The following is a 23,215-nucleotide window of genomic DNA, read 5'->3' on the forward strand; positions in this document are numbered from 1 at the left end:
ATATCAGACAGTTCTGCTGTTTGCTTCGGCCAGTAATTCTACCATGGTCGACAAGATTTCACTATGCGCATCACCGGCTAATCCCAACGCAATCTGAGCCCGCAACAAGCCGTGTCGTCTACTTAAATCATAGCGATTGCCTTTTACTTCCAGCGCCAGGTAGTTTTCGGTTTCGGCCAGTTCCTGGAGGGCGGGCGTCAGTAAGATATTGCCGCCATCCTGTTCGATATATTTCTGTAAAATGGCAAAAATAGCGGGGGTAAAAACGTGCATGCCAAAAAAGCAGAGGTAATAACCGGCCCGTAATCCGGGGGTCTGGAGTTCCAGTTCAGCCACACTCAGGGGCGGTTTTTCAATAATTTTTTCGATTTGATACACGCCCGATCGATTGGCGGCCTGTTTGCCGGTAAGCGTCCCGTAGCGACTGATCTGGTGTTCGATGGTCGGGTTGACGGCCGAGACCGAGCAGTTTTCCTGCGCAGCAAGTTCCAGAAGCTGGGCCGCGCAACTTTTGAGTTTCAGATTGGAAACGTAGAGATAATCGCCCAAAAGCAGCAGAAAGGGCTCATTATTTACAAAACTCCGTGCGCAATAGACGGCATGACCATACCCCAGCGGTTCCTGTTGTTCGGCAAATTGAACCCGGTCGAGGAAATGGTCGATTTTTTCCGCTTCCTTTTTCGCCCAGTCAACGCCTTTGAATGAATGGAAGAGATTATCCCGTAACGAAGCGAAAGCTTTCAGGTACCGGTCTCCGTCGCCGGGTGCACAAACGACGCATAATTCTTCGATTCCACTGGCAAACGCTTCTTCGGCAATAATCTGGATCACCGGCTTATGCAAACCATCGGTATCAATTACCGGAAGCATGGCCTTCTGAATGGTATCAGCAACCGGATACAATCGTTCACCACGGGCGGCAGCCGTAATCACTGCTTTTTTAATTCTCATCATGTAATCAGGCTATTTTTAGGCGTTGTTATTGAGTACTTCTATCAAATTAATTACCAAACTTTATTAAGTTAATGGAAATTATCAGACTAAAAGATAAAATTATAAAGTCAGGATGCTGCCGTGAATTATGGATTTCACTGAATAAGAATATATCTGTAGTTGAAGTCGATCTGCCAATTCATTATTCTTTGCTTTGCCGCTCCGACTGCGGCTGTAGCTGGTGTTGCTCCACCAGGTAGTTCAGAAAATTATTACAGCATCGGTAGACGATCTGGTAGACTTGTTCAAAAACCGCAGCATCTTCGTAGTAAGGGTCGGGAACACTGAGTCCATTGGGCCCGCTGTCGGGCTGAGGATCGAACTCGCGCAGCAAAACCGTATTTTCTTCACTGTAAAGGCCGATACTGCGGTGGCTAAAATACTGAATAGCTTCATAGTTCGATTCGTCCATCGCTACCAGGTAATCGAACTGCGATAAATCTTCGCCCGAGAGCCGGCGAGCGCGATGGGTGAGTTTAATCCCGTGTTCGAGCGCATTTTCACGGGTTCGGCGGTCGGGCAGGTCACCGATGTGGTAGGATGATGTTCCGGCGGAGTCGCACCGAATTGACGCTTCCAGACCCCGTTCTTTTACCAACTGTTGAAATACCCCTTCTGCAACCGGCGACCGGCAGATATTTCCCAGACAGACGAACAGAACGTTTATCATAATAATCAACTAGGGATGATGAACGATAGCAAGGTGACCCACGTGGTGAATCGCCCTTATTTCTCTACCGGTTCATTTTTCTCATTGACCAGCACGTAAACATCCTCATTCGGCTTTTTCATGAGGTAGTTTTCGCGGGCGTATTTTTCCTGCAAGCGGGGATTGCCCAACATGGACTGGCGCTGCGTTTCTACTTCCTTGATTTTCTCGTCGTAATAGACCAGATCCGTTTCTAAATCACCCAGTTTCAGGCTGTTACGAACCTGTGAGATGATGTCGTTGGCATCAAAGAACAATATCCAGAGCAACAACCCCACACCGGTTGCGAAATAGAAGTTTTTGACGACTCGAAGGATCTTCGTAAGCATGGGATTTAAAAAAAATCACCCCCAGCCCCTGAAGGACGGGCTTTTTAGCTCCCTTCAGACGGTTGGGGGTGAACGTGATTACATTTTAATACCTGGAAAATACGCGATTTCGCCCAGTTCTTCCTCGATCCGGAGCAACTGGTTGTATTTCGCCATCCGATCCGAACGGGAAGCCGAACCGGTTTTGATCTGGCCGGTATTCAAGGCCACGGCCAGGTCGGCAATCGTTGCATCCTCGGTTTCGCCGGAACGGTGCGACATGATGTTTTTGTACGAATTGCGTTTTGCCAGATTAACGGTATTGATGGTTTCGGTCAACGAACCGATCTGATTCACTTTCACCAGCACGGCGTTGGCAATTCCCTGATCGATTCCCTGTTGCAAACGCGTAACGTTTGTCACAAACAAATCATCACCAACGAGTTGGGTTTTCTTTCCAATCAGTTCGGTCTGTTCTTTCCAACCGCTCCAGTCGTCTTCAGCCATACCGTCTTCGATGGAAATGATCGGGTATTTGTCAACCCATTCTTTCCAGTAATTCGCCATTTCGGACGAGCTAAGCCGGTCACCGGACGATTTTTTGAAGTGATACGTTCCCGAATCGGCTTCATAGAACTCGGACGCTGCGGCATCCATGGCAATATAAATATCCTCACCGGCGCGATAACCGGCTTTGTCGATGGCTTGCAGAATGATCTGAATAGCTTCTTCATTCGACGGAATGTTGGGGGCAAAACCGCCTTCATCACCGACGTTGGTCGACATGCCTTTGCTTTTCAGCACTTTCTTGAGCGAGTGGAATACTTCCGTGCCCCAGCGCAGCGCTTCCGAGAAACTGGGTGCTCCGACCGGCATGACCATAAACTCCTGGAAATCAATCGAATTGTCGGCATGGCTACCTCCGTTCAGGATGTTCATCATCGGAACCGGCAGCGTATTGGCATTGACTCCGCCAATGTAGCGATACAAGGGCAGACCAGCTTCCTGAGCAGCCGCCTTGGCAATGGCCAGCGATACGCCTAAAATAGCGTTGGCACCCAGACGACCTTTATTGGAAGTACCATCCAGTTCAATCATAATCCGGTCGATCATGCTCTGATCGAATACCGACGACCCTACCAGTTCGGGGAAGATCAGCTCATTGACGTTCTGAACCGCTCGCAACACGCCTTTGCCGACGTACCGTTTCGGATCATCATCGCGCAATTCGACGGCTTCGTGTGAACCGGTCGAGGCTCCCGATGGAACGGCCGCACGACCCAAAAACCCGTTTTCGGTGCGAACATCTACTTCGACGGTTGGATTGCCTCTCGAATCCAGAATCTGTCTGGCATGAATGGACTGAATAATACTCATTGTGTCTAAAAAAGTTGGTTAATATTCTGTAAACTAAAAAAACCGAATGGATACAAAACTTCCTGATCAGGAAGTCAATGATGCCATTACCCCGTCTAATGAATTGGTTATAGCACGATTTTTGCCCTACAAAGTAAGTGATTTTTTCGGTTTGTAGGGAGTACCCTGCGAATTAAGCAATTTGGTAATACCCAATCAGTACCCAACGACGATTCGGCCATCTGACCCGGTATTTTTGGTGTCTCGGTGGGAAATGGGCTATGCATATTTTTACGACACCTCAACGGACCATACGTTCTTTGTTTCTCGCCCTCCTGCTGGGCGCCCTGGCCTTGGTGTGTCGGGCCCAAAAAAACCGTATCCCCGTTGCGCAAAATGGCGTCATTGATCTTTCTTCCTATTCCCATGCGTCCACCGAGCCGGTTTCGCTGAGGGGCGAATGGTTTTTCAAATGGAACCAATTCGCTGATTCTTCAAGCCTTAGTGCCAGCAAAAATTACATTTCCGTGCCCGGAAACTGGCATTCTTATACGAAAAGCTTTACGTTATTTCCACAGGATTTGGGTCACGGTACCTACGGACTGCGGATTATTCTTCCGGACTCAGGCCAACAATGGGCCTTACGAATTCCACCGATCAGAACGGCTTATAAATTATTTGTAAACGGCCAGCTGGTGGCCCAAACCGGGCAGCTGGCTACCGACCGCTCCATGAAACCGGGCACCAATTCGACAGTTGTTTCCTTTCCGGTTCCGGGACGAGAAGCATTTCTGTTGATCCAGGTAGCAAATTACCATTTTGCCTACGGTGGTATCTGGAAAAGTCTGGAATTGGGCCATCCGGCGATCCTTTCACAGAGCCGGGAAAAAAGCATCCTCATTTCCGCTTTTATCATTGGCGTACTGTTTATCATCGGCCTGTATCACTTCGTTCTGTATGCGCTTCGACAACAGGATCGGGCTCCTTTCCTATTCGGAACGCTGTGTTTGCTGGCCGCTTTTCGTGAGAGTTTCAATTCCGAAAGCCTGTTCTTCCTGATTTTTCCTGAAGCCAACTGGTTTTTAGCCAATAAAGCCCTGTATTGTGCTTTTCCAATCGGTATTATTGGCCTCACGCTATATTTACAATGCCTGTTTCCCGATCTGATAACGGCGGTTTTCAAAAAAAGTATTGTGGCTTTAAATCTGGCCTTTCTTGCGTTGGTTCTTTTCACCCCTGCCACAACCTACTCGGCCTGGGGCACCTTGATCAGTCCATTAGCGATTCTGGAATGCGGTTATTTCTTCTCGATTTCCTTCCGGGCTTTCCGGCTAAAAAAAGAAGGCGGTTTCATCCTTTTTTGTGATATGATTATATTGGCGGTCTGTGTTTTCAACGATTCGCTCTACCAGGCCGGCATCATCCACACGTATTATTTACTTTCTACTGCGGTTGTCTTGTTTACGCTGTGTCAGTCGTTGCTGCTGGCGATTCGTTTTTCATCGGCCTTTGCCCGAACGGAAGCGCTTACGATCGATTTAAAAACGGCCAATCAGGTTATCGAGCAAATGGCTCTGAAGCGGCAGGAAGCCGACCGGCGCAAGGAAGTGGAAGAAGTAAAAAACCGGTTTTTTGCCAATATTACCCACGAATTCCGAACACCACTAACCCTCATTATTTCTCCCATCGAGCAATTGGTACGGACAACCGCTGACAGTCCGACGATTGAACGCTCGGTTATCAACAATACACTGGCCACGATTCATCGGAATGCCCGTCAACTGCTGCAACTGATCAATCAATTACTCGATCTGTCAAAACTGGAATCGGGTAGCCTCAAAGTCCGGGAATCGCAGGGCGATGCGGTCCAATTCATGAATGATCTCGTCAATTCATTCCGAATAACCGCCGAAATGAAAGGCATTCAGCTTACGTATCAACCCGGGCAATTGCCGGAACAACTGTTGTTCGATGACGATAAATGGGGTAAAATTGGATCGAATCTTCTGTCTAATGCCTTAAAGTATACGCCTTCCGGAGGCTCAGTACGGGTGGACTTAGTGACCGAATCTTTTGGAACAGCTGGGCAAATGCTGCTGCGGTTGTCGGTTTCCGACACGGGAACCGGTATTGCTGCGGATCAGATTCCCCATATTTTTGACCGGTTTTATCAGGTCGATGATTCCCGAACCCGCCCGTATGAAGGAACCGGTATTGGGCTGGCTTTGGTAAAAGAACTGACGGATTTGCTGAAAGGAAGAATCTCCCTCGAAAGTGAAGTGGGTAAGGGGACTACGATTACGGTAGCATGTCCGGTTCGTCAACCGTATGCCGATCATCCGAAGCTTCAGGCTTCCTTACCCGACTTGCTTTGGCCGGAAACACCGCAGACGCTTCCCGCGCCCTGGTCTGACCCGAAGTCAACTGCTCACGGCAATCTGCCCGTTCTCCTGCTGGTGGAGGACAACGACGATCTGCGCCAGTTGATTGCCAATGGACTGGCAGCCACTTATCGGATTCTAACGGCTGCCAACGGCCAGGAAGGCTGGGAAATCTGCCAGAGCGAGTTACCGGATCTGGTTGTGAGCGACATCATGATGCCGGTACTGGACGGCTATCAACTCTGTCGGCTCATCAAACAAACACCCCGGACAAATCACATTGCGGTTATTCTCTTGACGGCCAAAACAGCCTCCGAAAGTAAACTTGAGGGTTTATCTGCCGGTGCGAACGATTACTTAACGAAACCATTCAGTCAACGTGAGTTGCATCTTCGGGTTACGAACCTGTTGCACTACCAGTTGGCATTGCGTACATTCTACAACCTGCAATTTAGTAAACCCGACAGCCTCCAACTTCCGGCCTACCAAAATGCATTCCTGAACCAGCTGTACCAAGCCCTGGAAAAGCACCTGGATGACGCTAAATTTTCGGTTGATGATTTGGCCGTTGAAGTAGCTATGAGCTCCCGGACCCTGAATCGTAAGCTGACGGCCATGCTCGGCATGAGCGTCAGTGAATTTATCCGTACTTATCGACTCCGAAAAGCAGCCGACCTGTTAAAAGCTGGTTATCCGGTTTCAGAAACCGCCTATAAGGTTGGTTTTGAGAGCCCTTCCTATTTCGGCCAATGCTTCAAAGAACTCTTCACCTTGTCTCCTTCCGACTACATTCGTAATGTATTGTCTGAAAATTGAGTGTAATTGTCCGGAAATTGCGAATCCCTTTGCGATAAATTCTTCAATATTGCACATTGCTTTTTTCTCTGTTCGGATCATGCATTCAAGTACGGGCTCATAATACCATGAGCCCGTACTTGCTATTTCTCTAACGCACGTATGACTCATTCACTCGCTGAATCGAAGACCTGGGATGGTTGCATGGATCTTTCCCTGGATATTCCTACTGAAGAAACGTATCAGCTTTATTTAATTTCGCTTCATTACCGAACGCTTGAATATGAAAATTATTCAGCGCGATTTACGCCGAGCCGGGCCGCAAAACTGCAATGGTTCGCCACCGATATGGCAGTAGCTTAAAGATAGCTCCAGATCGGACTGCTGCTCTGATTTTTAACCCGCCCATACCATCTACAAAGCGGATACATCACCAACACCACCAAAATCCATACGCAATAGGTCATACCGAGCGACAAACCGTGATTGGGTAGGGTTCCGGCAGTTTTATTCTGGAAATTGATGGATGACCAGGGAATGCCGTCCGCCAGCAGGAGAACAATCGATAAAACGTGGATAAGGAAGAAGTGGACAACGAAATAAAAAAGAGGAACGCGGCCATAAACAATAAAAAACGGCACCCAGGTGGCCCGCTTGCCTTCCAGCCAGCTCAGTAGCAAAATGGCCGGTCCCAGCGTCATCAGTGTGTAGAGCAGGGATGGCGGATATTTGGTCAGATTAATAAACGAAAAGAAGGTAAACAACGGCGTTTTCTGCGCTGTCCACGGAGCAGGATCGCCGTATAGGTTTAGGGTGCGCATCAGAATAAAAATCGCTATAGCGCCTATTCCGATCCATTGGAGCTTCCGTCGACGCTGCTCAGGTTCGCTATCAGAGCGGAATAATTCCCCCAAACAATAGCCCAGGATTATAATTCCGATCCACGGAAGCACCGGATAACTCGTAAAAGCAACCCGATCCGGGCCCAGGGGAATCGCATTGCGCCGGTGCAGCATCGACCAGATGATGTCCATTGCGGTTCCGGGTTGAAAGGAAACGCCATCCAGAGCATTGTGCCCGAACAAAATCAGCAGACCAAGTGCTAAAAGGACTCGTTGGGGCAAAAACAGCATTCCACCTAAAACCGCCATCCCGAATCCCGTTGCCCAAACGACCTCCAGAGCCGTCACGGAAAACGTTAAATCGAACCAGATCGTCAGGTTGACGACGGTTACATCAAAAATCATCAACCATAAACCGCGCGTCAGCAGAAACAGGCTCAGTTGCGATCTGGTCTTTTTACGGCTCATCAAATAAGCCGATGTTCCCGCCAGAAAGACGAACGTTGGCGCACAGAAGTGCGTTATCCAGCGCGTCATAAAAATGATGGGCGTGGTGGTATTCAAATCCGTGGCATTATAGAAAAACCCGTTGTAATGAATGAAATCACGGGTGTGATCCAACGCCATGATGACCATACTAATACCCCGTACCGCGTCGATGCTCAGAATGCGGGCGGCTACTCGGTTCAGTGGAAGGATGGCGGTGGCTGACATGGCGTAGGGTTTTATTTCTATTCACAAGTTAGCTTTCCGCCAAATAGCAGCAACATAGCGCGGGTATTCTCCACAAAAAAACCGGCGCGTGGCCGGTTTTTCATCTTATCGAACTTCTACTTCGATCAGTTTTACGAACTCATCGAACAGATACCGGGAGTCGTGTGGTCCCGGCGAAGCTTCAGGGTGATATTGCACGGAAAAGGCCGGGCGGTCTTTCCGACGGATTCCTTCAATCGTTTTATCGTTCAGGTTCACGTGCGTCAGCTCAACATCACGATTTTCCAGTACCTCATCGGCTCTTACCGCGAAACCATGATTTTGCGACGTCACTTCACAGAGGCCCGTGATTAGATTCTTGACCGGGTGGTTCAACCCCCGATGGCCATTGTGCATTTTGTAAGTTGTAATACCGCTGGCCAGCGACAGAATCTGGTGTCCGAGGCAAATACCAAACAGCGGTTTGTCGGTTTCCAGCGCCTGCGTTACGGTTTGAACAGCGTAAGGCATTGCTGCCGGGTCGCCGGGACCATTGGATATAAAGTAGCCGTCCGGGTTCCAGGCATTAATCTCTTCAAATGGCGTTTTGGCCGGAAACACCCGGCAATGCGCACCCCGACTGGCCAGATTGTTCAGAATGCTTTTTTTGATTCCTAAATCCAGAACCGCCACTTTAAATTCGGCCCTGCCGGCATCACCTACTTCATAAATCTTTGGGGTACTGACTTCCGACGATAGTTCCAGCCCTTCCATGTCCGGAATCTGGTGCAACCGGTCCAGTAAAATGGCCGGATCCATAATTTCGGATGAAATAATGCAGTTCATTACGCCTTTATCCCGAATGTGCCGAACGACCTGCCGGGTGTCGATTCCACTGATACCAACGATGTTGGCTCGTTCGAAGTATTCCTGTAAAGAGGTGTCAGCCGTATGCCGCGAATGGATCTGCGAAAAGAAATTACAGACCATTCCCCGGATTTTTACACTTCCGGACTCTTCTTCATCCTGGTATTGCACACCATAATTTCCAATGTGCGAAGTCGTGTTCACGATCACCTGTCCGTAATACGAAGGGTCCGTGTAAATCTCCTGATAGCCGGTCATGCCCGTATTAAAGCATATTTCACCGCCTGCCGTTCCAATTTTACCGAGTGCTGTTCCTCTGAACACGGAACCATCTTTCAAAACCAGTAAAGCATCTGGCTGCTGAACCTGTTTCATGAATTACGCTGGATTATTTAGTTAAAAAAAAGGGCTAACCCGTTACGGTTAACCCTCTATCTGATATTTGAGTTTGTTCTTCACAATGACTAATTAACTAGCTCGACTGGCATTTAGTTCATCCTGCGGGATTTCCAACTCAATAAAGTTACTATCGCGGGCCAGCATTACCTGCTAGCGCTTGAATAGCCCTTTTTAGGCTTTTACCTCGTCATCCGTTGCTTCCGGGGCGGCTTCTGCCGAAGCTTCCGGTGTTGCTTCAGTTGCGGTTTCTTCCACAACCGGAGCGGCTTCCGGCGTAGCTACAGCAACCGGCGTAGCTTCTGCCGCTTCAGCGCCAGTCGTTTCACCAGCTTTCCGACCACCCCGACGACCACGACGGGTCCGGGTTGCTTTCTGTTCTTCAGAAGCGGCTGTCAACAACGTTTCGTTGAAGTCAACCAGTTCGATGATACAGGTTTCAGCATTGTCGCCCAACCGGTTTCCCAGTTTGATAATGCGGGTGTAGCCACCTGGCCGGTTTGAAATTTTGTCCGATACAACGTTGAACAATTCTTTCATCGTCTCCTTGTTCTGGAGGTACGAGAAAAGAACCCGGCGGTTCTGGTATGAATCGTCTTTGGCGCGGGTCAACAGGGGTTCAACGTATTTCCGCAGTTCTTTCGCTTTGGCAACCGTCGTTTCGATGCGCTTGCTCAGAATCAGCGAGGATGCCATATTCGACAGCATTGCCGCCCGGTGGGAATGGGTCCTGCTAAGGTGATTATTTTTTTTACCGTGTCTCATGGTATCAGTCCTCGTCTAATCTGTATTTGGTAATGTCCATGCCGAAAGTCAGGTTCTTTTCGGCCACCAGCTGTTCTAACTCAGTCAGTGACTTCTTACCGAAGTTTCTAAATTTCATCATATCTGAAATCTCCAGTTTAACCAGATCGCCGAGGGATTTAACATCGGCTGATTTCAAGCAATTGTAAGCCCGTACGGACAGATCCAGATCGGCCAGCGGAGTTTTCAACAACTTCCGCATGTGCAACATTTCTTCGTCTACCACATTATCTTCTTCTGCTTTCGCCGTTTCAAACGTCATGGTTTGATCGGAGAATAGCATAAAGTGCTGAATCAGAATCGTTGCCGCGCCTTTCAACGCTTCTTCCGGGTGAATGGAACCGTCGGTTTCGATGTCCAGCAGCAACCGTTCGTAGTCGGTTTTCTGCTCAACCCGCGTGTTTTCAACGCTGTAACGAACGTTCTTGATCGGCGTATAAATCGCGTCGATCGGAATGTGTCCGAAAGGCAGTTCGTTGGCACGTGGCTCGTCAGCCGGAACGTAACCCCGACCTTTTTCAACGTGGATTTCCATTTCCAACTCACGCGTATCGTCGATATGACAGATCTCCAGTTCAGGATTCAACACTTCAAACGATGCGGTAAATTTCGATATATCACCGGCTTTTAAAACCGACTGGTTTTTGATCGTAACAGTAATTTTGTTGTCGACCATGTCCGAAATTTTCTTGAACCGAACCATTTTCAGGTTCAGAATGATTTCGGTAACATCTTCAACGACGCCTTCTATTGATGAGAACTCGTGCAGTACGCCAGGGAAACGTACGCTGGCAATGGCATAGCCTTCCAGCGATGACAGCAGAATTCTCCGCAACGCATTCCCTATGGTCACGCCATAGCCCTTTTCGAGTGGCTTGAACTCAAACAACCCGTGAAAGTCGTCAGCTCGCTCCATGACAACTTTATCGGGCATTTGGAACGCTAATATTGACATACGAATTTGTTTTTAACCGTTCAACTAATGAAATTCAGTTTACGGTTTTGGTATCTTGTTTTTGCCGGGTTGCCGGTGCGACTGATTTGCAATCTGACGGAAATCCGAAACAGAATACCAAAAACCAAAACTGTTACTTAGAATATAATTCGACAACCAGTTGCTCGTTCACATTCTCAGGAATCTGATCACGTTCCGGGTAGTTGGTAAACACACCCTGCAATTGTTGTTGATCCCATTCCAGCCAGTTGTAGCGCTTTGCATTGCGGGCAGACAAACTGGTTGTAACGGCCTCTAGTGACTTCGATTTCTCACGGATGCTGATCAGCTGACCGGGTTTCAATGAGTAGGAAGCTATATTTACCACTTCGCCGTCAACGGCAATGTGTTTGTGAGAGACTAATTGGCGGGCAGCCCGGCGGGTTGGCGCGATGCCTAAACGGTAAACCGTGTTATCCAGACGCGCTTCGCAAAGTTTGAGCAGGTTTTCACCCGTAATGCCTTGTTTAACAACCGCCCGGTGAAATAAACCCCGGAACTGGCGCTCCAGAATACCGTAGATATATTTTACTTTCTGTTTTTCCTGCAACTGAACAGCGTATTCGGACTGTTTCCGTTTCCGACCCCGTCCGTGCTGGCCGGGAGCGTAGGCTTTCTTTTGCAGTGCTTTGCTGGGGCCTAGAATAGGCTCACCAAACTTACGGGAAATTTTGGCCTTGGGGCCAGTGTATCTTGCCATTTGTGCTAAGAATGAATAACGAAAAACGATGAACAGACACAACCGAATGTCGCCTGCCCGTATTCATTGGTGAAGCAGCTTGCCTGGGGCAAACCGCAGAATGTAATTACTAGTTAAACGCGACGGCGTTTTGGAGGACGGCAACCGTTGTGCGGCAGGGGTGTAATGTCTTTGATCGACATAACCTCAATACCGGTGTTCTGGATGGTCCGGATGGCTGATTCACGACCGGAACCGGGACCTTTTACAAACACTTCTGCCTTGCGCATCCCTAAATCATGCGCTACGGTAGCACAGTTCTGAGCGGCAGTCTGAGCAGCATATGGCGTGTTTTTCTTTGAACCCTTAAAGCCCATTTTACCCGCCGATGCCCATGAGATTACCTGTCCGGAGCTGTTCGTAATAGAAATGATAATGTTATTGAACGAAGCCCTGATGTGAACCTGTCCAACGGGTTCAACCACCACTACCCGCTTTTTCGCTTTGTCTTTGCGTTTTGCCTGAGCCATTTTTCAGTTGATCAGTTTAAGGTTTAAAGCTTAAAAACGTCTTTGCGACCGAATTTAAACCTTAAACCTCCAACTCATTATTTAGTTGCTTTCTTCTTATTTGCTACCGTCTTACGCTTACCTTTCCGCGTGCGGGAGTTGTTTTTCGTGTGTTGTCCACGAACCGGCAGGCCTTTCCGGTGGCGCAATCCGCGGTAGCAACCAATGTCCATCAATCGCTTGATATTCAATTGGACTTCCGACTTCAGGGCCCCTTCAACCTTGTGTTCTGCGCTGATGATGGTCCGGATGGCGTTCGACTCTTCGTCGTTCCATTCGCTTACCTTCTTATCAACAGAAACACCTGCTTTATTCAGAATTTTCTGCGCTGAGCTCCGGCCAATGCCAAAAATGTAAGTCAGCGAAATTTCACCGCGTTTCCGGTCGGGAATATCAACCCCTGCAATACGTGCCATATTCAGTGATTAACCTTGTCTTTGTTTATACCTAGGATTCTTCTTATTGATAACGTAAAGCTTCCCCTTCCGGCGGATCACCTTACAATCAACACTGCGCTTTTTAATCGACGCCTTGACTTTCATGGTTTTACTCTCCGTTTTACGATTTTCAGATTTCGGTTTTCAGGTTTCGATTATGGCTGCCTTGTGTCAGCCCACCGTAAACCATAAACCGTAAACTTTAAACCTTATTTATACCGATAAACAATTCGTGCTTTGGTCAGATCATACGGAGACATTTCTAATTTTACCCGGTCACCGGGCAGAATCTTGATGTAATTCATCCGCATTTTTCCGGAAATATGAGCAATTACCTCATGCTTATTTTCGAGTTGTACCCGAAACATGGCATTCGAGAGTGCTTCTACAATGGTACCGTCTTGTTCGATGGATGTCTGTTTTGCCATTCGTTACGCTATGGTCACTTCGTTGACTTCAATCATTAAGCTGGTATTGGCCGTTACTTCTTCAATGTATTGGAAGGTGGTCAAGATTTCAGCTTTCCCTTTCCGTATGGCAACCGAATGCTCGTAATGAGCAGACGGTCGTCGGTCGGCCGTACGAATGGTCCAGCCATCCCGTTCCTGAATAATGTTCTTTTTACCCAGATTTACCATCGGCTCAATGGCCAGCACCATGCCTTCTTTCAGCTTGACACCCTGGCCGCGTTTACCGTAATTGGGAACTTCCGGGCTCTCATGAAGACTCTTTCCGAGTCCATGACCCACTAATTCACGAACTACTGAATACCCGAATTTTTCGACGTGGCTCTGTACCGCATACCCAATGTCACCAATCCGGTTTCCTTCTGTCGCCTTCTCAATACCACAATACAAGGATTGTTTGGTACGGATCAGCAGGTCACGGACTTCCTGACTAATTTCACCAATCGGATAGGTATAAGCGCTATCACTATGGTATCCGTTCAGTTTTACACCACAATCGATCGATATAATATCGCCTTCTTTCAATTCATACTTACTCGGAAACCCATGTACAACGGTCTCATTAACCGAAATACACAAAGCGGCCGGAAAATTATTGAATCCTTTAAAAGAAGGAATTCCACCGTTGTCGCGAATATACTCTTCAGCCACGCGATCCAATTCTTTGGTAGTCACACCCGGACGAATCCGTTTAGCCACTTCGGCGTGTGCTTTACCAAGAACCTGCCCACTGATCTTGATCAGTTCTACTTCGGCGTCTGATTTCAGGTAAATCATTTCGTTAAGCCGTTATACTCTCCGTGCGGCCCGTCACCCGTCCTGACTGCATCAGGCCTTCGTAACGACGCATCAGAAGATAACTTTCAACTTGTTGCAGGGTATCGAGTACAACGCCAACCATAATCAACAGCGACGTTCCTCCGAAAAACTGCGAGAAGTTGCGGGTCATACCCAGCAGCGAAGCAATAGCGGGTAGAATAGCCACAATTGCCAGCATCAGAGCACCCGGTAAAGTGATTCGATCCAATACCTGACCAATGTATTCAGAAGTCATAAACCCCGGCTTCACACCCGGAATAAAACCTCCGCTCCGTCTCATGTCATCTGCAATCTGATTCGGATTGACCGAAATCGCCGTGTAAAAGAACGTAAAGACGATAATCAGAACGGCAAACAACACATTATACTGCCACGAGGTGTAATCGGCAAAAACCGTTTGCACCGAGCCGGCAAAATCACTTTTTTCGGCAAACAGGGAAGCCACCAGTGACGGGACGAACATGAGAGCCTGAGCAAAAATGATCGGCATTACGCCGGCTGCATTTAATTTCAAAGGAAGGTATTGACGTTGACCGCCTACTACTTTATTGCCAACTACCTGCTTGGCATACTGAATCGGAATCCGGCGAACCGCCTGAGTCAATACCACTGCGCCCATGACCACAAAGAACAGGGCGACAATTTCAAGAACGAAAAGTAACGCCCCTCCTGATCCACGGGATAAAGCTTCTCCGTATACCGCACCCGGGAACCGGGATACAATCCCGATCATGATTAACATCGAAATCCCGTTTCCAATTCCCTTGTCCGTAATGCGTTCTCCCAGCCACATACAAAAAATCGTACCGGCGGTCAGAATAAAAACAGATACAATCCGAAACGTCGCCGGACTGATCATCACAGCTTCATTCGGAATGGTGGTGGTCAAATAAGTAATTGCCTGGGCAGCCGTCACAAAAATCGTCAGAACGCGGGTAATCTGGTTCAGACGCTTCCGACCCGACTCACCTTCCTTCTGCATTTTCTGAAAGTAAGGTAAGGCTAGCGTTAGCAACTGAATGGCAATGGATGCCGAGATATACGGCATAATACCCAGCGCAAAAATCGATGCCTTGCTGTACGCTCCACCCAGGAAGGTATCCAGCAATCCTAACAACCCTTGCGGAGTCAGATTCAGTTTGCTCGGGTCAACGCCGGGCAGTACGATTTGGGAACCGAATCGAAAAACCGTCACAAACAACAATGTGTTGAGAATGCGGGTTCTCAGTTCCTCGATCGAAAAAATATTCTGAAGGGTCGTGATGAATCGTTTCATTAGTGTCTCAAGCTGCTCGTCCGAAAAAAGTCACCAAATTTACGAAAAAATATTGGCTAATTCTACTCATTGAACGAACAAGCTGATTAGAGCTTGATTGCTTTACCGCCTGCTTTCTCAATAGCCTCAATCGCTTTCTGCGAAAAGCCATGCGCTTTCACTTCCACTACTGAAGAGATTTCACCCCGGCTTAAGATTTTTATTTTGTCGTTTTTACCAGCCAGACCGTGTTGCATCAATACATCCATATCGACTGAGGTAACCCCTGCACTGGTAATCAACTGCTGAAGCGTATCTAAGTTAATCGGTTTGTATTCAACCCGATTGATGTTCTTAAAGCCGAATTTCGGTACCCGGCGCTGCAGTGGCATCTGGCCACCTTCGAAGTTCTTCTTGGCGCTGTAACCGGAACGCGACTGGGCACCTTTATGGCCACGGGTTGATGTTCCACCCATCCCAGAACCCGTACCCCGACCTACTCGCTTGCGCTGACGGACTGATCCTTCCGCAGGTTTAAGTGTATTAAGATTCATAATTTTAGATTTCTTCTACAGTAACTAAATGTTGAATTTTGCGGATAATACCACCAACTGCGTCATTGTATTCCAATGAAACGCTGCGGTTGATTTTACCCAGACCAAGCGATTGAATCGCCAGTTTCTGTGTTTTTGGCCGCTTGATGATGCTGCGAACCTGTGTTATTTTAACCCGTGCCATTTTATTGCCGCTGTTAAGGATGCTTATCCGTTAAAAACTTTGCTCAGTTTCACGCCACGCTGGAACGCTACCTGATGCGGAGCCCGCATTTTCAGCAGGGCATCGATGGTTGCCTTTACGACGTTATGCGGATTGGATGAACCTTTCGATTTTGCTAATACATCGCGAATACCGGCGCTTTCCAGTACCGCACGCATAGCACCACCGGCAATAACGCCCGTTCCTTCAGAAGCTGGTTTCAGCAGGACAAAGCCACCGCTGAATTTACCTTCCATCGAATGAGGAACCGTGTGTTTCAACAATGGAACCTGAACGAGGTTTTTCTTCGCATCTTCAATTCCTTTGGCAATCGCATCCGTTACTTCGTTTGCTTTACCGAGGCCGTAGCCAACCACACCGTTGCCGTCGCCGACTACGATAATGGCCGCAAAGCTAAAACGCCGACCACCTTTCACTACCTTGGCAACGCGGTTGATCGCAACAACGCGTTCTTTCAGTTCAGACTCGTTAACTTTAGCAGGTCTTGTATTGGTTACCATTGTTTTGCTTAAAATTTAAGGCCGCCTTCTCTGGCACCGTCGGCCAAAGCTTTCACCTTACCATGATATAAATAACCATTCCGATCAAAAACCACCTTGGAAATACCGCTGGTCGTTGCTTTCTCTGCCAAAGCCTGTCCAACTTGTTTTGCCAGTTCGACGTTTACACCTTTCTTATCGTTGCCGGTAATCTCGACAGATGAAGCACTGACCAGGGTATGGCCTTTTTCATCATCAATGATTTGGGCATAGATACGGGCATTTGACCGGAAGACAGATAGTCTCGGCTGGTCAGCCGTTCCGGAAACTTTATTCCGGATATGATTCTTGATACGCAGTCTTCTGCTTTCTTTCGTGACAGCCATTTTCGCCTGTGCTTATTATATGGTTCACCTATTACTTCTTGGAAGCAGACTTACCAGCTTTCCGACGAATTTTCTCGCCCACAAAGCGGATACCCTTCCCTTTGTACGGTTCAACTTTCCGCAATGAACGGATTTTAGCCGCTACATCGCCAATGAGTTGCTTGTCGATTCCTTCCAGAATGACTTTCGGGTTTTGCCCTTTTTCCGTTACAGCCGTTACTTTCAGTTCCGTTGGAATGGCCACATAAATATCGTGTGAATACCCCAGCGTCAACTGCAAAATGTTATTCGTTGCAACGGCTTTGTAACCGACACCGACGATTTCGAGTTCCAACCGGTAACCGGTGCTAACACCCGTCACCATGTTGTTGACCAGCGCACGATACAGACCGTGCAAAGCTTTGAAACGCTTCTGGTCGTTCGGGCGAACCACTTTCAGTTCTCCGTCGACGATTTCTACTTTAATATCCGGGTTGATGCTCTGCGACAGTTCCCCTTTCGGGCCTTTCACCGTAACTGTGTTACCGTTCTCGACCGAAACTGACACTTTCTCGGGCAGTGCAATGGATTTATTACCTACGCGTGACATAGTTTCTGATTAATATACGTAACACAACACTTCACCGCCTACGTTCAGCGTCCGGGCTTCTTTGTCCGTCATCACGCCTTTTGACGTCGAGACGATGGCAACACCTAAGCCGTTCAGAATCCGCGGAATATCCGTAGCACCTTTGTACTGACGCAGACCCGGGCGGCTCACGCGCTGCAAATCAACGATTGCAGGTTGTTTCGTAACCGGATTGTACTTCAGTGCAATTTTAATACTTCCTTGCGGGCCTGTCTCGTCGAACTTGTAGTTCTGGATAAAGCCTTTATCAAAGAGTACCTTAGTGATCTCCTTCTTTATATTGGAAGCAGGAATTTCCACGACCCGGTGCTTGGCGCGGATCGCATTTCTGATGCGAGTCAGATAATCTGCTATGGGATCAGTATTCATTTCCTCCTGATTAGTAACTGCAAACCTCGCTGACGGAATAGCCGTTTTAAACGGGCCTGCAAAATTAGGGAATTGTTTCGATAATCGCTAAGATGGCGTAAAACTTACCAGCTTGCCTTTGTTACACCCGGAATTTTACCGGCCGATGCCATTTCACGGAACGTCACGCGGGAGATACCAAACTTCCGCATGTACCCGCGAGGGCGGCCCGTTAACTTACACCGATTGTGCAGACGTACCGGCGAAGCATTCTTCGGCAGTTTGTCTAACCCGAGGTAGTCTCCGGCAGCTTTCAGTGCGGCACGCTTGGTAGCGTATTTCGCAACTAGGGCAATCCGCTTACGCTCTCTTGCTTTGATGGATTCTTTTGCCATGTTTTTATTCGCGTTATGCGTTATTTTTTACCTCCGGCGAAGGGCATACCCAGCGCTTTCAGCAATGCAAAGCTTTCTTCATCCGTGTTCGCCGTAGTGACGAACGTGATATCCATTCCTGAGATCCGACTCACTTTGTCAATCGTGATTTCCGGAAAGATGATCTGCTCCTGGACACCGAACGTGTAATTTCCATGACCATCGAAGCCCTTGTCGCTAATTCCTTTGAAGTCACGAACGCGCGGTAGTGCAACCGCAGTCAGACGATCCAGAAATTCGTACATCTTCTCTCCGCGCAGTGTCACTTTAGCGCCGATCGGCATGCCTTCGCGCAGCTTAAAGTTAGAGACGGCTTTTTTCGCAATGGTTGCCACGGCTTTCTGGCCTGTAATCATCGTCAGTTCTTCGACACCTACATCGACCAACTTCTTGTCAGCGACAGCGGCTCCAATCCCTTTGTTTACAACAATCTTAGAGAGTTTCGGTACCTGCATAACGCTTTTGTACTGAAACCGCTCCTTCAACTGGGCCACGATCTCGTTTGTATATTTCTCTTTCAGCCTCGGTGTTGCCACTTTCGTATCTGTTTAATACGTTCCTGATTCTTAATCAATTAGATAAAATTACCGGTCTTTTTCGAGTACCGTTGCAACTTATCTTTGTCATTCAGTTTGCGGCCGGTACGAGTCGGTTCCTTGGTAGCGGGTTCGATCACCATCAGATTGCTGATGTGAATGGTTCCTTCGCGTTTTTCCAAACTTCCCTGTGGGTTGGCTGCGGATGGTTTCACATGTTTGGTTATCATGTTTACCCCTTCAACCACGGCACGTTGTTTATCGACCAAAACGCGCAATATGGTGCCGGTTTGGCCCTTCGAGTTACCAGAGAGCACTTTGACAGCGTCTCCCTTTTTGATGTGTAACTTCGCAGGCTTGTCTGCTACTTTCTTCATGGGTTACAATACTTCTGGAGCCAAAGAAACGATTTTCATAAACTGCTTCTCGCGCAATTCGCGGGCAACTGGCCCAAAAATGCGGGTACCGCGCGGCTCGTCATTGTTGTTCAGCAGTACGGCCGCATTGTCTTCAAACCGGATATAAGAACCGTCTTTCCGACGAATTTCTTTTTTGGTGCGAACAACTACCGCTTTGGAAACAGTTCCTTTCTTCATGTTACTCGAAGAAAGCGCCTGCTTAACCGTCACTACAATTTTATCTCCAACCGTAGCGAAACGCTTTCCGGTTCCACCCAGTACCCGAATGCAGAGTACTTCTTTGGCACCGCTGTTATCGGCTACGCCCAAACGTGATTCTTGCTGGATCATGATTACTTCGCCTTTTCAATGATTTCGACTAATCGCCAACATTTGTTCTTGCTCAGCGGACGGGTTTCCATGATGCGAACGGTGTCACCGATACCGCATTCATTTTTTTCGTCATGAGCCATGAACTTCTTCGTCCGGTGCATAAATTTCCCATAAATAGGGTGCTGCACTTTCCGATCGACCGCAACGGTGATGGATTTTTCCATCTTGTTGCTTACTACCTTACCAATTCGTTCTTTTCTTAAATTTCTTTCTTGCTGCTCCATGAGTCGATACCGTTTTATTAGCTGGCGCTTTGTTTAACAGTCAGCTCGGTCAGTAATTGAGCAATCAATTTACGCGTGGTGCGAATTCGCATCGGATTTTCGATGGGCGAAATAGCGTGCGCAAACTTTAATTTTTGCAAGCGATCTTTCTCAGCCGCTACCTGCTCATTCAATTGTTCAACCGTCAGCGACTTGATCTCGTTCTTTTTCATGACTGATTAGTCTTCTGTTTCCTGATAATCCCGACGAACAACGAATCTTGTTTTAATCGGTAACTTTTGAGCCGCCAGACGCAGAGCCTCATTGGCTACGTCCAGGGGAACACCTGTTGCTTCAAACAGGATGGTGCCCGGTTTTACGGCAGCCACCCAATACTCAGGAGCTCCCTTTCCTTTCCCCATCCGTACTTCGGCGGGTTTCTTCGTAATTACCTTGTCTGGAAAAATACGGATCCAAACCTGGCCTTCACGTTTCATGGCACGAGTTACGGAAATACGGGCCGCTTCAATCTGACGGGCTGTAATCCAACCGGGTTCCAGCGACTTGATGGCAAACGATCCGAAAGCGATTTGGTGACCCCGTCCGGCTATGCCTTTGACACGGCCTTTCTGCTGCTTACGAAACTTGGTTCTTTTTGGTTGTAACATCTTTAGTCGTATCTAAAGGACGTGCCTGGTATGACGTCCGATGTTCTTACTATCTTTTGCGCGGGCCACCACCTTGGCCTCCGCCACCGCCCGGTCGCTGGCCTCCGCCTTGACCACCACGTTGACCTCCGCCCTGTCCGCCACGTTGACCACCACCGCCTTGTCCGCCCTGACCACGCGGAGCGCCACCACCGGCACCACCCCGATTCTGATCATTACGGCCCCGGCGACGATCACCGCGATCACCTTCACCCCCGCGTTCTCCGCGACGGTCTCCGCGATCATTCCGGCGATCACCCCGATCACCGCTGCGATCGGACTGAGCGGCCGTGATTTGTGCAGCCGGTGATAAATCACGCTTGCCGTACAGTTCACCTTTGAATACCCAAACTTTGATACCGATTTTTCCGTAAATCGTCTGCGCTTCTGAAATCGCATAATCGATATCAGCCCGAAGCGTGTGCAGAGGCACCCGACCTTCTTTGTATTCTTCCGTACGGGCCATTTCGGCACCGCCCAGACGGCCTGATACGCGAACTTTGATTCCCTGAGCACCAACCCGAATCGCGGAGCTGATCGCCTGTTTCATAGCACGACGGTAGGAAATCCGTGCCTGCAATTGTTGGGCAATCGTTTCGCCAATCAGTTTAGCATCGATTTCCGGACGTTTGATTTCGAAAATGTTAATCTGAACGTCTTTACCGGTAATTTTCTTTAGCTCTTCCTTGATTTTATCGACTTCGCCACCGCCTTTACCGATCACAATACCCGGACGCGCCGTGTGAATTGTCAGGGTAATCCGCTTCAGGGTACGTTCGATAACAACCCGGGCTATCGATCCTTTCGGAATACGTGCCTGAATATATTTTCTAATTCTTTCGTCTTCAACCAGCTTATCAGGAAACTCTTTGCCGCCATACCAGCTTGAATCCCATCCTTTGACGATACCAAGCCGAAAACCAACGGGGTTTACTTTTTGTCCCATTTTATTGTCTTGTTATGCTGCGTTTTCTGTTGATACTACGGGTGCAACCGTCAGTGCTCCTGCGGCACTTTCAATCACGATGGTAACGTGGTTGGAGCGCTTACGAATCCGGTGGCCACGACCTTGTGGTGCAGGGCGCAGACGTTTCAGCATCCGACCGCCATCGACAAAAATTGTCTTTACGTACAAGTCAGCGTCTTCAGCCCGCTCGTCTTCGTTTTTTTGCTGCCAGTTAGCAACCGCCGAGAGCACCAGCTTTTCCAGCAGCGCTGCACCGGCTTGGGGTTGATAACGCAGAATACCCAATGCTTTGCTAACCTTCTGACCCCGGATCATATCGGCTACCAGCCGCATTTTACGAGGAGACGAAGGCACATTTTTTAGCTTTGCTATTGCTTCCATGTTTCTTTCCGTTTGTAGTCTGTGGCCTTCGGTCGCGCTAGTATTTCAACTAAAAACCTAAACCAAAAACCGTAAACTATTATTACCGTTTGCCTTTGTCTTTCTTCGCAACGTGCCCCCGGAAGTTACGGGTAGGCGAAAATTCGCCTAATTTATGACCCACCATATTCTCGGTGACATACACCGGAATAAACTTATTGCCATTGTGTACAGCGAACGTATGGCCAACGAAATCCGGAGAAATCATTGAACGGCGGGACCAGGTTTTGATGACGGATTTTCTACCCGCATCATTCATAGTATCCACCTTTTTTTCCAGACGAAAATCTATGTAGGGACCCTTTTTAAGTGAGCGTGCCATCTACCTCTTATTTTTTTCGTTTACTAATGATCAGACGATCTGAATACTTCTTCACCGGACGGGTTTTCTTGCCTTTCGCGTACAGACCTGTACGTGAACGTGGATGACCACCCGAAGCCCGACCTTCACCACCACCCATGGGGTGATCGACTGGGTTCATGGCAACACCACGGACGCGGGGACGAATACCCAACCAACGGTTCCGCCCGGCTTTCCCCATGCTCACGTTCATGTGATCCGGGTTAGAGACCGAGCCGACTGTGGCAATACAGGTGCCCAGTACCATCCGCTGCTCACCCGAAGGCATCCGCAGAATGGCGTATTTGTCTTCACGGGCTACCAACTGAGCATACGTTCCGGCACTCCGGACCATCGCTCCTCCCCTTCCGGGTTTCAGTTCCACGTTATGAACGATCGTACCAATCGGCATGGCCGACAGGGGCAGCGCGTTTCCAACTTCCGGCGGAACGGACGGGCCTGAAATGACCTGCTGTCCAACCGTTAGGCCTTGTGGGGCAATGATATAACGCTTCTCCCCATCAACGTAGAACAACAGGGCGATCCGGGCCGAACGGTTTGGATCATACTCGATGGTCTTAACCGTTGCCGGTACATCTGTTTTATCGCGTTTGAAGTCGATAATCCGGTATTGTTTTTTATGACCGCCACCAATGTAGCGCATCGAACGATGGCCCTGGTTGTTGCGGCCACCTGATCTGCTTATCGATACCAGCAGACTCCGTTCCGGTTTGTCCGTCGTGATCTCGGCAAAGTCCGGGGCCACGCGAAAACGCTGACTCGGGGTTGTTGGTTTCAGTTTCTTAACTCCCATGATTCCTAACTACTTCGTTTA

34 protein-coding genes are annotated in these 23,215 nt (G+C 48.6%); 2 read left to right on the plus strand and 32 right to left on the minus strand.

Annotation, left to right across the window (positions count from 1 at the left end; genetic code table 11):
• Nucleotides 1-3: 3 nt before the first annotated feature.
• From EHT87_RS26385 to eno, 4 genes are all read right to left on the minus strand, one after another.
• On the minus strand, nucleotides 4-954 hold the full coding sequence (locus tag EHT87_RS26385; RefSeq protein WP_229321376.1) for a UTP--glucose-1-phosphate uridylyltransferase: 951 nt from the start codon (nucleotides 952-954) through the stop codon (nucleotides 4-6).
• A gap of 181 nt (nucleotides 955-1,135) precedes the next feature.
• On the minus strand, nucleotides 1,136-1,663 hold the full coding sequence (locus tag EHT87_RS26390) for a low molecular weight protein-tyrosine-phosphatase (RefSeq protein ID WP_124909803.1): 528 nt from the start codon (nucleotides 1,661-1,663) through the stop codon (nucleotides 1,136-1,138).
• Nucleotides 1,664-1,719: 56 nt separating this feature from the next.
• Entirely contained in the window at nucleotides 1,720-2,031 is a 312-nt protein-coding gene (locus tag EHT87_RS26395; protein WP_124909804.1) for an FtsB family cell division protein, read from the minus strand.
• 78 nt (nucleotides 2,032-2,109) lie between these two features.
• Nucleotides 2,110-3,387 (minus strand): phosphopyruvate hydratase, encoded by a 1,278-nt coding sequence (gene eno / locus EHT87_RS26400; RefSeq protein ID WP_124909805.1) that lies wholly within the window; start codon nucleotides 3,385-3,387, stop codon nucleotides 2,110-2,112.
• 299 nt (nucleotides 3,388-3,686) lie between these two features.
• On the opposite strand from eno, the gene EHT87_RS26405 reads away from it, so the two are divergent.
• Both EHT87_RS26405 and EHT87_RS26410 read left to right on the plus strand, forming a co-directional pair.
• Nucleotides 3,687-6,563, plus strand: a complete 2,877-nt coding sequence (locus EHT87_RS26405; RefSeq protein WP_185716355.1) for an ATP-binding protein — start codon at nucleotides 3,687-3,689, stop codon at nucleotides 6,561-6,563.
• A gap of 141 nt (nucleotides 6,564-6,704) precedes the next feature.
• Nucleotides 6,705-6,905, plus strand: coding sequence for a hypothetical protein (locus EHT87_RS26410; RefSeq protein ID WP_124909807.1), 201 nt, complete (start codon nucleotides 6,705-6,707; stop codon nucleotides 6,903-6,905).
• Here the strand turns inward: EHT87_RS26410 and EHT87_RS26415 are convergent.
• The 28 genes from EHT87_RS26415 to rplB all read right to left on the minus strand — a co-directional run bounded on the left by EHT87_RS26415 (nucleotide 6,902) and on the right by rplB (nucleotide 23,194).
• Nucleotides 6,902-8,098: an acetyltransferase domain-containing protein gene (locus tag EHT87_RS26415; RefSeq protein ID WP_124909808.1), complete on the minus strand. Its 1,197-nt coding sequence runs from the start codon at nucleotides 8,096-8,098 to the stop codon at nucleotides 6,902-6,904. The two genes, EHT87_RS26410 and EHT87_RS26415, sit on opposite strands and share 4 nt — an antisense overlap.
• A 105-nt stretch (nucleotides 8,099-8,203) precedes the next feature.
• The gene (carA, locus tag EHT87_RS26420) at nucleotides 8,204-9,319 is read right to left on the minus strand and encodes a glutamine-hydrolyzing carbamoyl-phosphate synthase small subunit (RefSeq protein WP_124909809.1); all 1,116 of its coding nucleotides are present in this window, start codon (nucleotides 9,317-9,319) and stop codon (nucleotides 8,204-8,206) included.
• 195 nt (nucleotides 9,320-9,514) lie between these two features.
• Complete coding sequence (rplQ, locus tag EHT87_RS26425) at nucleotides 9,515-10,105, minus strand: 50S ribosomal protein L17 (protein ID WP_124909810.1); 591 nt, start codon at nucleotides 10,103-10,105, stop codon at nucleotides 9,515-9,517.
• 4 nt (nucleotides 10,106-10,109) lie between these two features.
• Complete coding sequence (locus EHT87_RS26430; RefSeq protein ID WP_124909811.1) at nucleotides 10,110-11,099, minus strand: DNA-directed RNA polymerase subunit alpha; 990 nt, start codon at nucleotides 11,097-11,099, stop codon at nucleotides 10,110-10,112.
• Nucleotides 11,100-11,232: 133 nt separating this feature from the next.
• The gene (gene rpsD, locus EHT87_RS26435) at nucleotides 11,233-11,838 is read right to left on the minus strand and encodes a 30S ribosomal protein S4 (protein WP_124909812.1); all 606 of its coding nucleotides are present in this window, start codon (nucleotides 11,836-11,838) and stop codon (nucleotides 11,233-11,235) included.
• A gap of 113 nt (nucleotides 11,839-11,951) precedes the next feature.
• Nucleotides 11,952-12,347 (minus strand): 30S ribosomal protein S11, encoded by a 396-nt coding sequence (rpsK, locus tag EHT87_RS26440; RefSeq protein ID WP_114406367.1) that lies wholly within the window; start codon nucleotides 12,345-12,347, stop codon nucleotides 11,952-11,954.
• Between the two features lie 77 nt (nucleotides 12,348-12,424).
• Nucleotides 12,425-12,802, minus strand: coding sequence for a 30S ribosomal protein S13 (rpsM, locus tag EHT87_RS26445; protein ID WP_124909813.1), 378 nt, complete (start codon nucleotides 12,800-12,802; stop codon nucleotides 12,425-12,427).
• A gap of 9 nt (nucleotides 12,803-12,811) precedes the next feature.
• On the minus strand, nucleotides 12,812-12,928 hold the full coding sequence (rpmJ, locus tag EHT87_RS26450; RefSeq protein WP_091512700.1) for a 50S ribosomal protein L36: 117 nt from the start codon (nucleotides 12,926-12,928) through the stop codon (nucleotides 12,812-12,814).
• 104 nt (nucleotides 12,929-13,032) lie between these two features.
• Nucleotides 13,033-13,251, minus strand: a complete 219-nt coding sequence (gene infA, locus EHT87_RS26455; protein WP_038119936.1) for a translation initiation factor IF-1 — start codon at nucleotides 13,249-13,251, stop codon at nucleotides 13,033-13,035.
• Nucleotides 13,252-13,254: 3 nt separating this feature from the next.
• Nucleotides 13,255-14,067 carry a type I methionyl aminopeptidase gene (gene map / locus EHT87_RS26460; protein WP_124909814.1) on the minus strand — a complete coding sequence of 271 codons (813 nt, stop codon included), beginning with the start codon at nucleotides 14,065-14,067 and terminating at the stop codon, nucleotides 13,255-13,257.
• A 4-nt stretch (nucleotides 14,068-14,071) separates the two neighbouring features.
• Nucleotides 14,072-15,385 carry a preprotein translocase subunit SecY gene (gene secY, locus EHT87_RS26465; protein WP_124909815.1) on the minus strand — a complete coding sequence of 438 codons (1,314 nt, stop codon included), beginning with the start codon at nucleotides 15,383-15,385 and terminating at the stop codon, nucleotides 14,072-14,074.
• Between the two features lie 86 nt (nucleotides 15,386-15,471).
• Nucleotides 15,472-15,918 carry a 50S ribosomal protein L15 gene (gene rplO / locus EHT87_RS26470; protein ID WP_124909816.1) on the minus strand — a complete coding sequence of 149 codons (447 nt, stop codon included), beginning with the start codon at nucleotides 15,916-15,918 and terminating at the stop codon, nucleotides 15,472-15,474.
• Between the two features lie 4 nt (nucleotides 15,919-15,922).
• Nucleotides 15,923-16,102, minus strand: coding sequence for a 50S ribosomal protein L30 (gene rpmD / locus EHT87_RS26475; RefSeq protein WP_124909817.1), 180 nt, complete (start codon nucleotides 16,100-16,102; stop codon nucleotides 15,923-15,925).
• 23 nt (nucleotides 16,103-16,125) lie between these two features.
• Nucleotides 16,126-16,641: a 30S ribosomal protein S5 gene (gene rpsE / locus EHT87_RS26480; RefSeq protein ID WP_124909818.1), complete on the minus strand. Its 516-nt coding sequence runs from the start codon at nucleotides 16,639-16,641 to the stop codon at nucleotides 16,126-16,128.
• Between the two features lie 8 nt (nucleotides 16,642-16,649).
• Nucleotides 16,650-17,006 carry a 50S ribosomal protein L18 gene (gene rplR, locus EHT87_RS26485; protein WP_124909819.1) on the minus strand — a complete coding sequence of 119 codons (357 nt, stop codon included), beginning with the start codon at nucleotides 17,004-17,006 and terminating at the stop codon, nucleotides 16,650-16,652.
• Between the two features lie 31 nt (nucleotides 17,007-17,037).
• Nucleotides 17,038-17,595, minus strand: coding sequence for a 50S ribosomal protein L6 (gene rplF, locus EHT87_RS26490; protein ID WP_124909820.1), 558 nt, complete (start codon nucleotides 17,593-17,595; stop codon nucleotides 17,038-17,040).
• Nucleotides 17,596-17,604: 9 nt separating this feature from the next.
• Complete coding sequence (gene rpsH / locus EHT87_RS26495; RefSeq protein ID WP_114406377.1) at nucleotides 17,605-18,003, minus strand: 30S ribosomal protein S8; 399 nt, start codon at nucleotides 18,001-18,003, stop codon at nucleotides 17,605-17,607.
• A gap of 104 nt (nucleotides 18,004-18,107) precedes the next feature.
• Complete coding sequence (gene rpsN / locus EHT87_RS26500; RefSeq protein ID WP_114406378.1) at nucleotides 18,108-18,377, minus strand: 30S ribosomal protein S14; 270 nt, start codon at nucleotides 18,375-18,377, stop codon at nucleotides 18,108-18,110.
• A 20-nt stretch (nucleotides 18,378-18,397) separates the two neighbouring features.
• The gene (gene rplE / locus EHT87_RS26505) at nucleotides 18,398-18,952 is read right to left on the minus strand and encodes a 50S ribosomal protein L5 (RefSeq protein WP_124909821.1); all 555 of its coding nucleotides are present in this window, start codon (nucleotides 18,950-18,952) and stop codon (nucleotides 18,398-18,400) included.
• A 38-nt stretch (nucleotides 18,953-18,990) separates the two neighbouring features.
• Nucleotides 18,991-19,329 (minus strand): 50S ribosomal protein L24, encoded by a 339-nt coding sequence (rplX, locus tag EHT87_RS26510; RefSeq protein ID WP_124909822.1) that lies wholly within the window; start codon nucleotides 19,327-19,329, stop codon nucleotides 18,991-18,993.
• A 3-nt stretch (nucleotides 19,330-19,332) separates the two neighbouring features.
• Nucleotides 19,333-19,701 carry a 50S ribosomal protein L14 gene (rplN, locus tag EHT87_RS26515; protein ID WP_111626186.1) on the minus strand — a complete coding sequence of 123 codons (369 nt, stop codon included), beginning with the start codon at nucleotides 19,699-19,701 and terminating at the stop codon, nucleotides 19,333-19,335.
• 2 nt (nucleotides 19,702-19,703) lie between these two features.
• A complete protein-coding gene (gene rpsQ, locus EHT87_RS26520) occupies nucleotides 19,704-19,967 on the minus strand; it encodes a 30S ribosomal protein S17 (protein WP_038119974.1) in 264 nt (87 codons plus the stop codon).
• Between the two features lie 17 nt (nucleotides 19,968-19,984).
• Entirely contained in the window at nucleotides 19,985-20,179 is a 195-nt protein-coding gene (gene rpmC, locus EHT87_RS26525; protein WP_038119977.1) for a 50S ribosomal protein L29, read from the minus strand.
• A 6-nt stretch (nucleotides 20,180-20,185) separates the two neighbouring features.
• Complete coding sequence (rplP, locus tag EHT87_RS26530) at nucleotides 20,186-20,614, minus strand: 50S ribosomal protein L16 (RefSeq protein WP_114406383.1); 429 nt, start codon at nucleotides 20,612-20,614, stop codon at nucleotides 20,186-20,188.
• 49 nt (nucleotides 20,615-20,663) lie between these two features.
• Entirely contained in the window at nucleotides 20,664-21,599 is a 936-nt protein-coding gene (rpsC, locus tag EHT87_RS26535; RefSeq protein ID WP_124909823.1) for a 30S ribosomal protein S3, read from the minus strand.
• Between the two features lie 12 nt (nucleotides 21,600-21,611).
• A complete protein-coding gene (gene rplV / locus EHT87_RS26540; RefSeq protein ID WP_124909824.1) occupies nucleotides 21,612-22,001 on the minus strand; it encodes a 50S ribosomal protein L22 in 390 nt (129 codons plus the stop codon).
• Between the two features lie 82 nt (nucleotides 22,002-22,083).
• Nucleotides 22,084-22,362 carry a 30S ribosomal protein S19 gene (gene rpsS / locus EHT87_RS26545; RefSeq protein WP_114406386.1) on the minus strand — a complete coding sequence of 93 codons (279 nt, stop codon included), beginning with the start codon at nucleotides 22,360-22,362 and terminating at the stop codon, nucleotides 22,084-22,086.
• A 7-nt stretch (nucleotides 22,363-22,369) separates the two neighbouring features.
• Nucleotides 22,370-23,194 carry a 50S ribosomal protein L2 gene (gene rplB, locus EHT87_RS26550; protein ID WP_124909825.1) on the minus strand — a complete coding sequence of 275 codons (825 nt, stop codon included), beginning with the start codon at nucleotides 23,192-23,194 and terminating at the stop codon, nucleotides 22,370-22,372.
• Between the last annotated feature and the right edge of the window lie 21 nt (nucleotides 23,195-23,215).

The organism is Larkinella knui (genome assembly GCF_003858645.1).
GTDB lineage: Bacteria > Bacteroidota > Bacteroidia > Cytophagales > Spirosomataceae > Larkinella > Larkinella knui.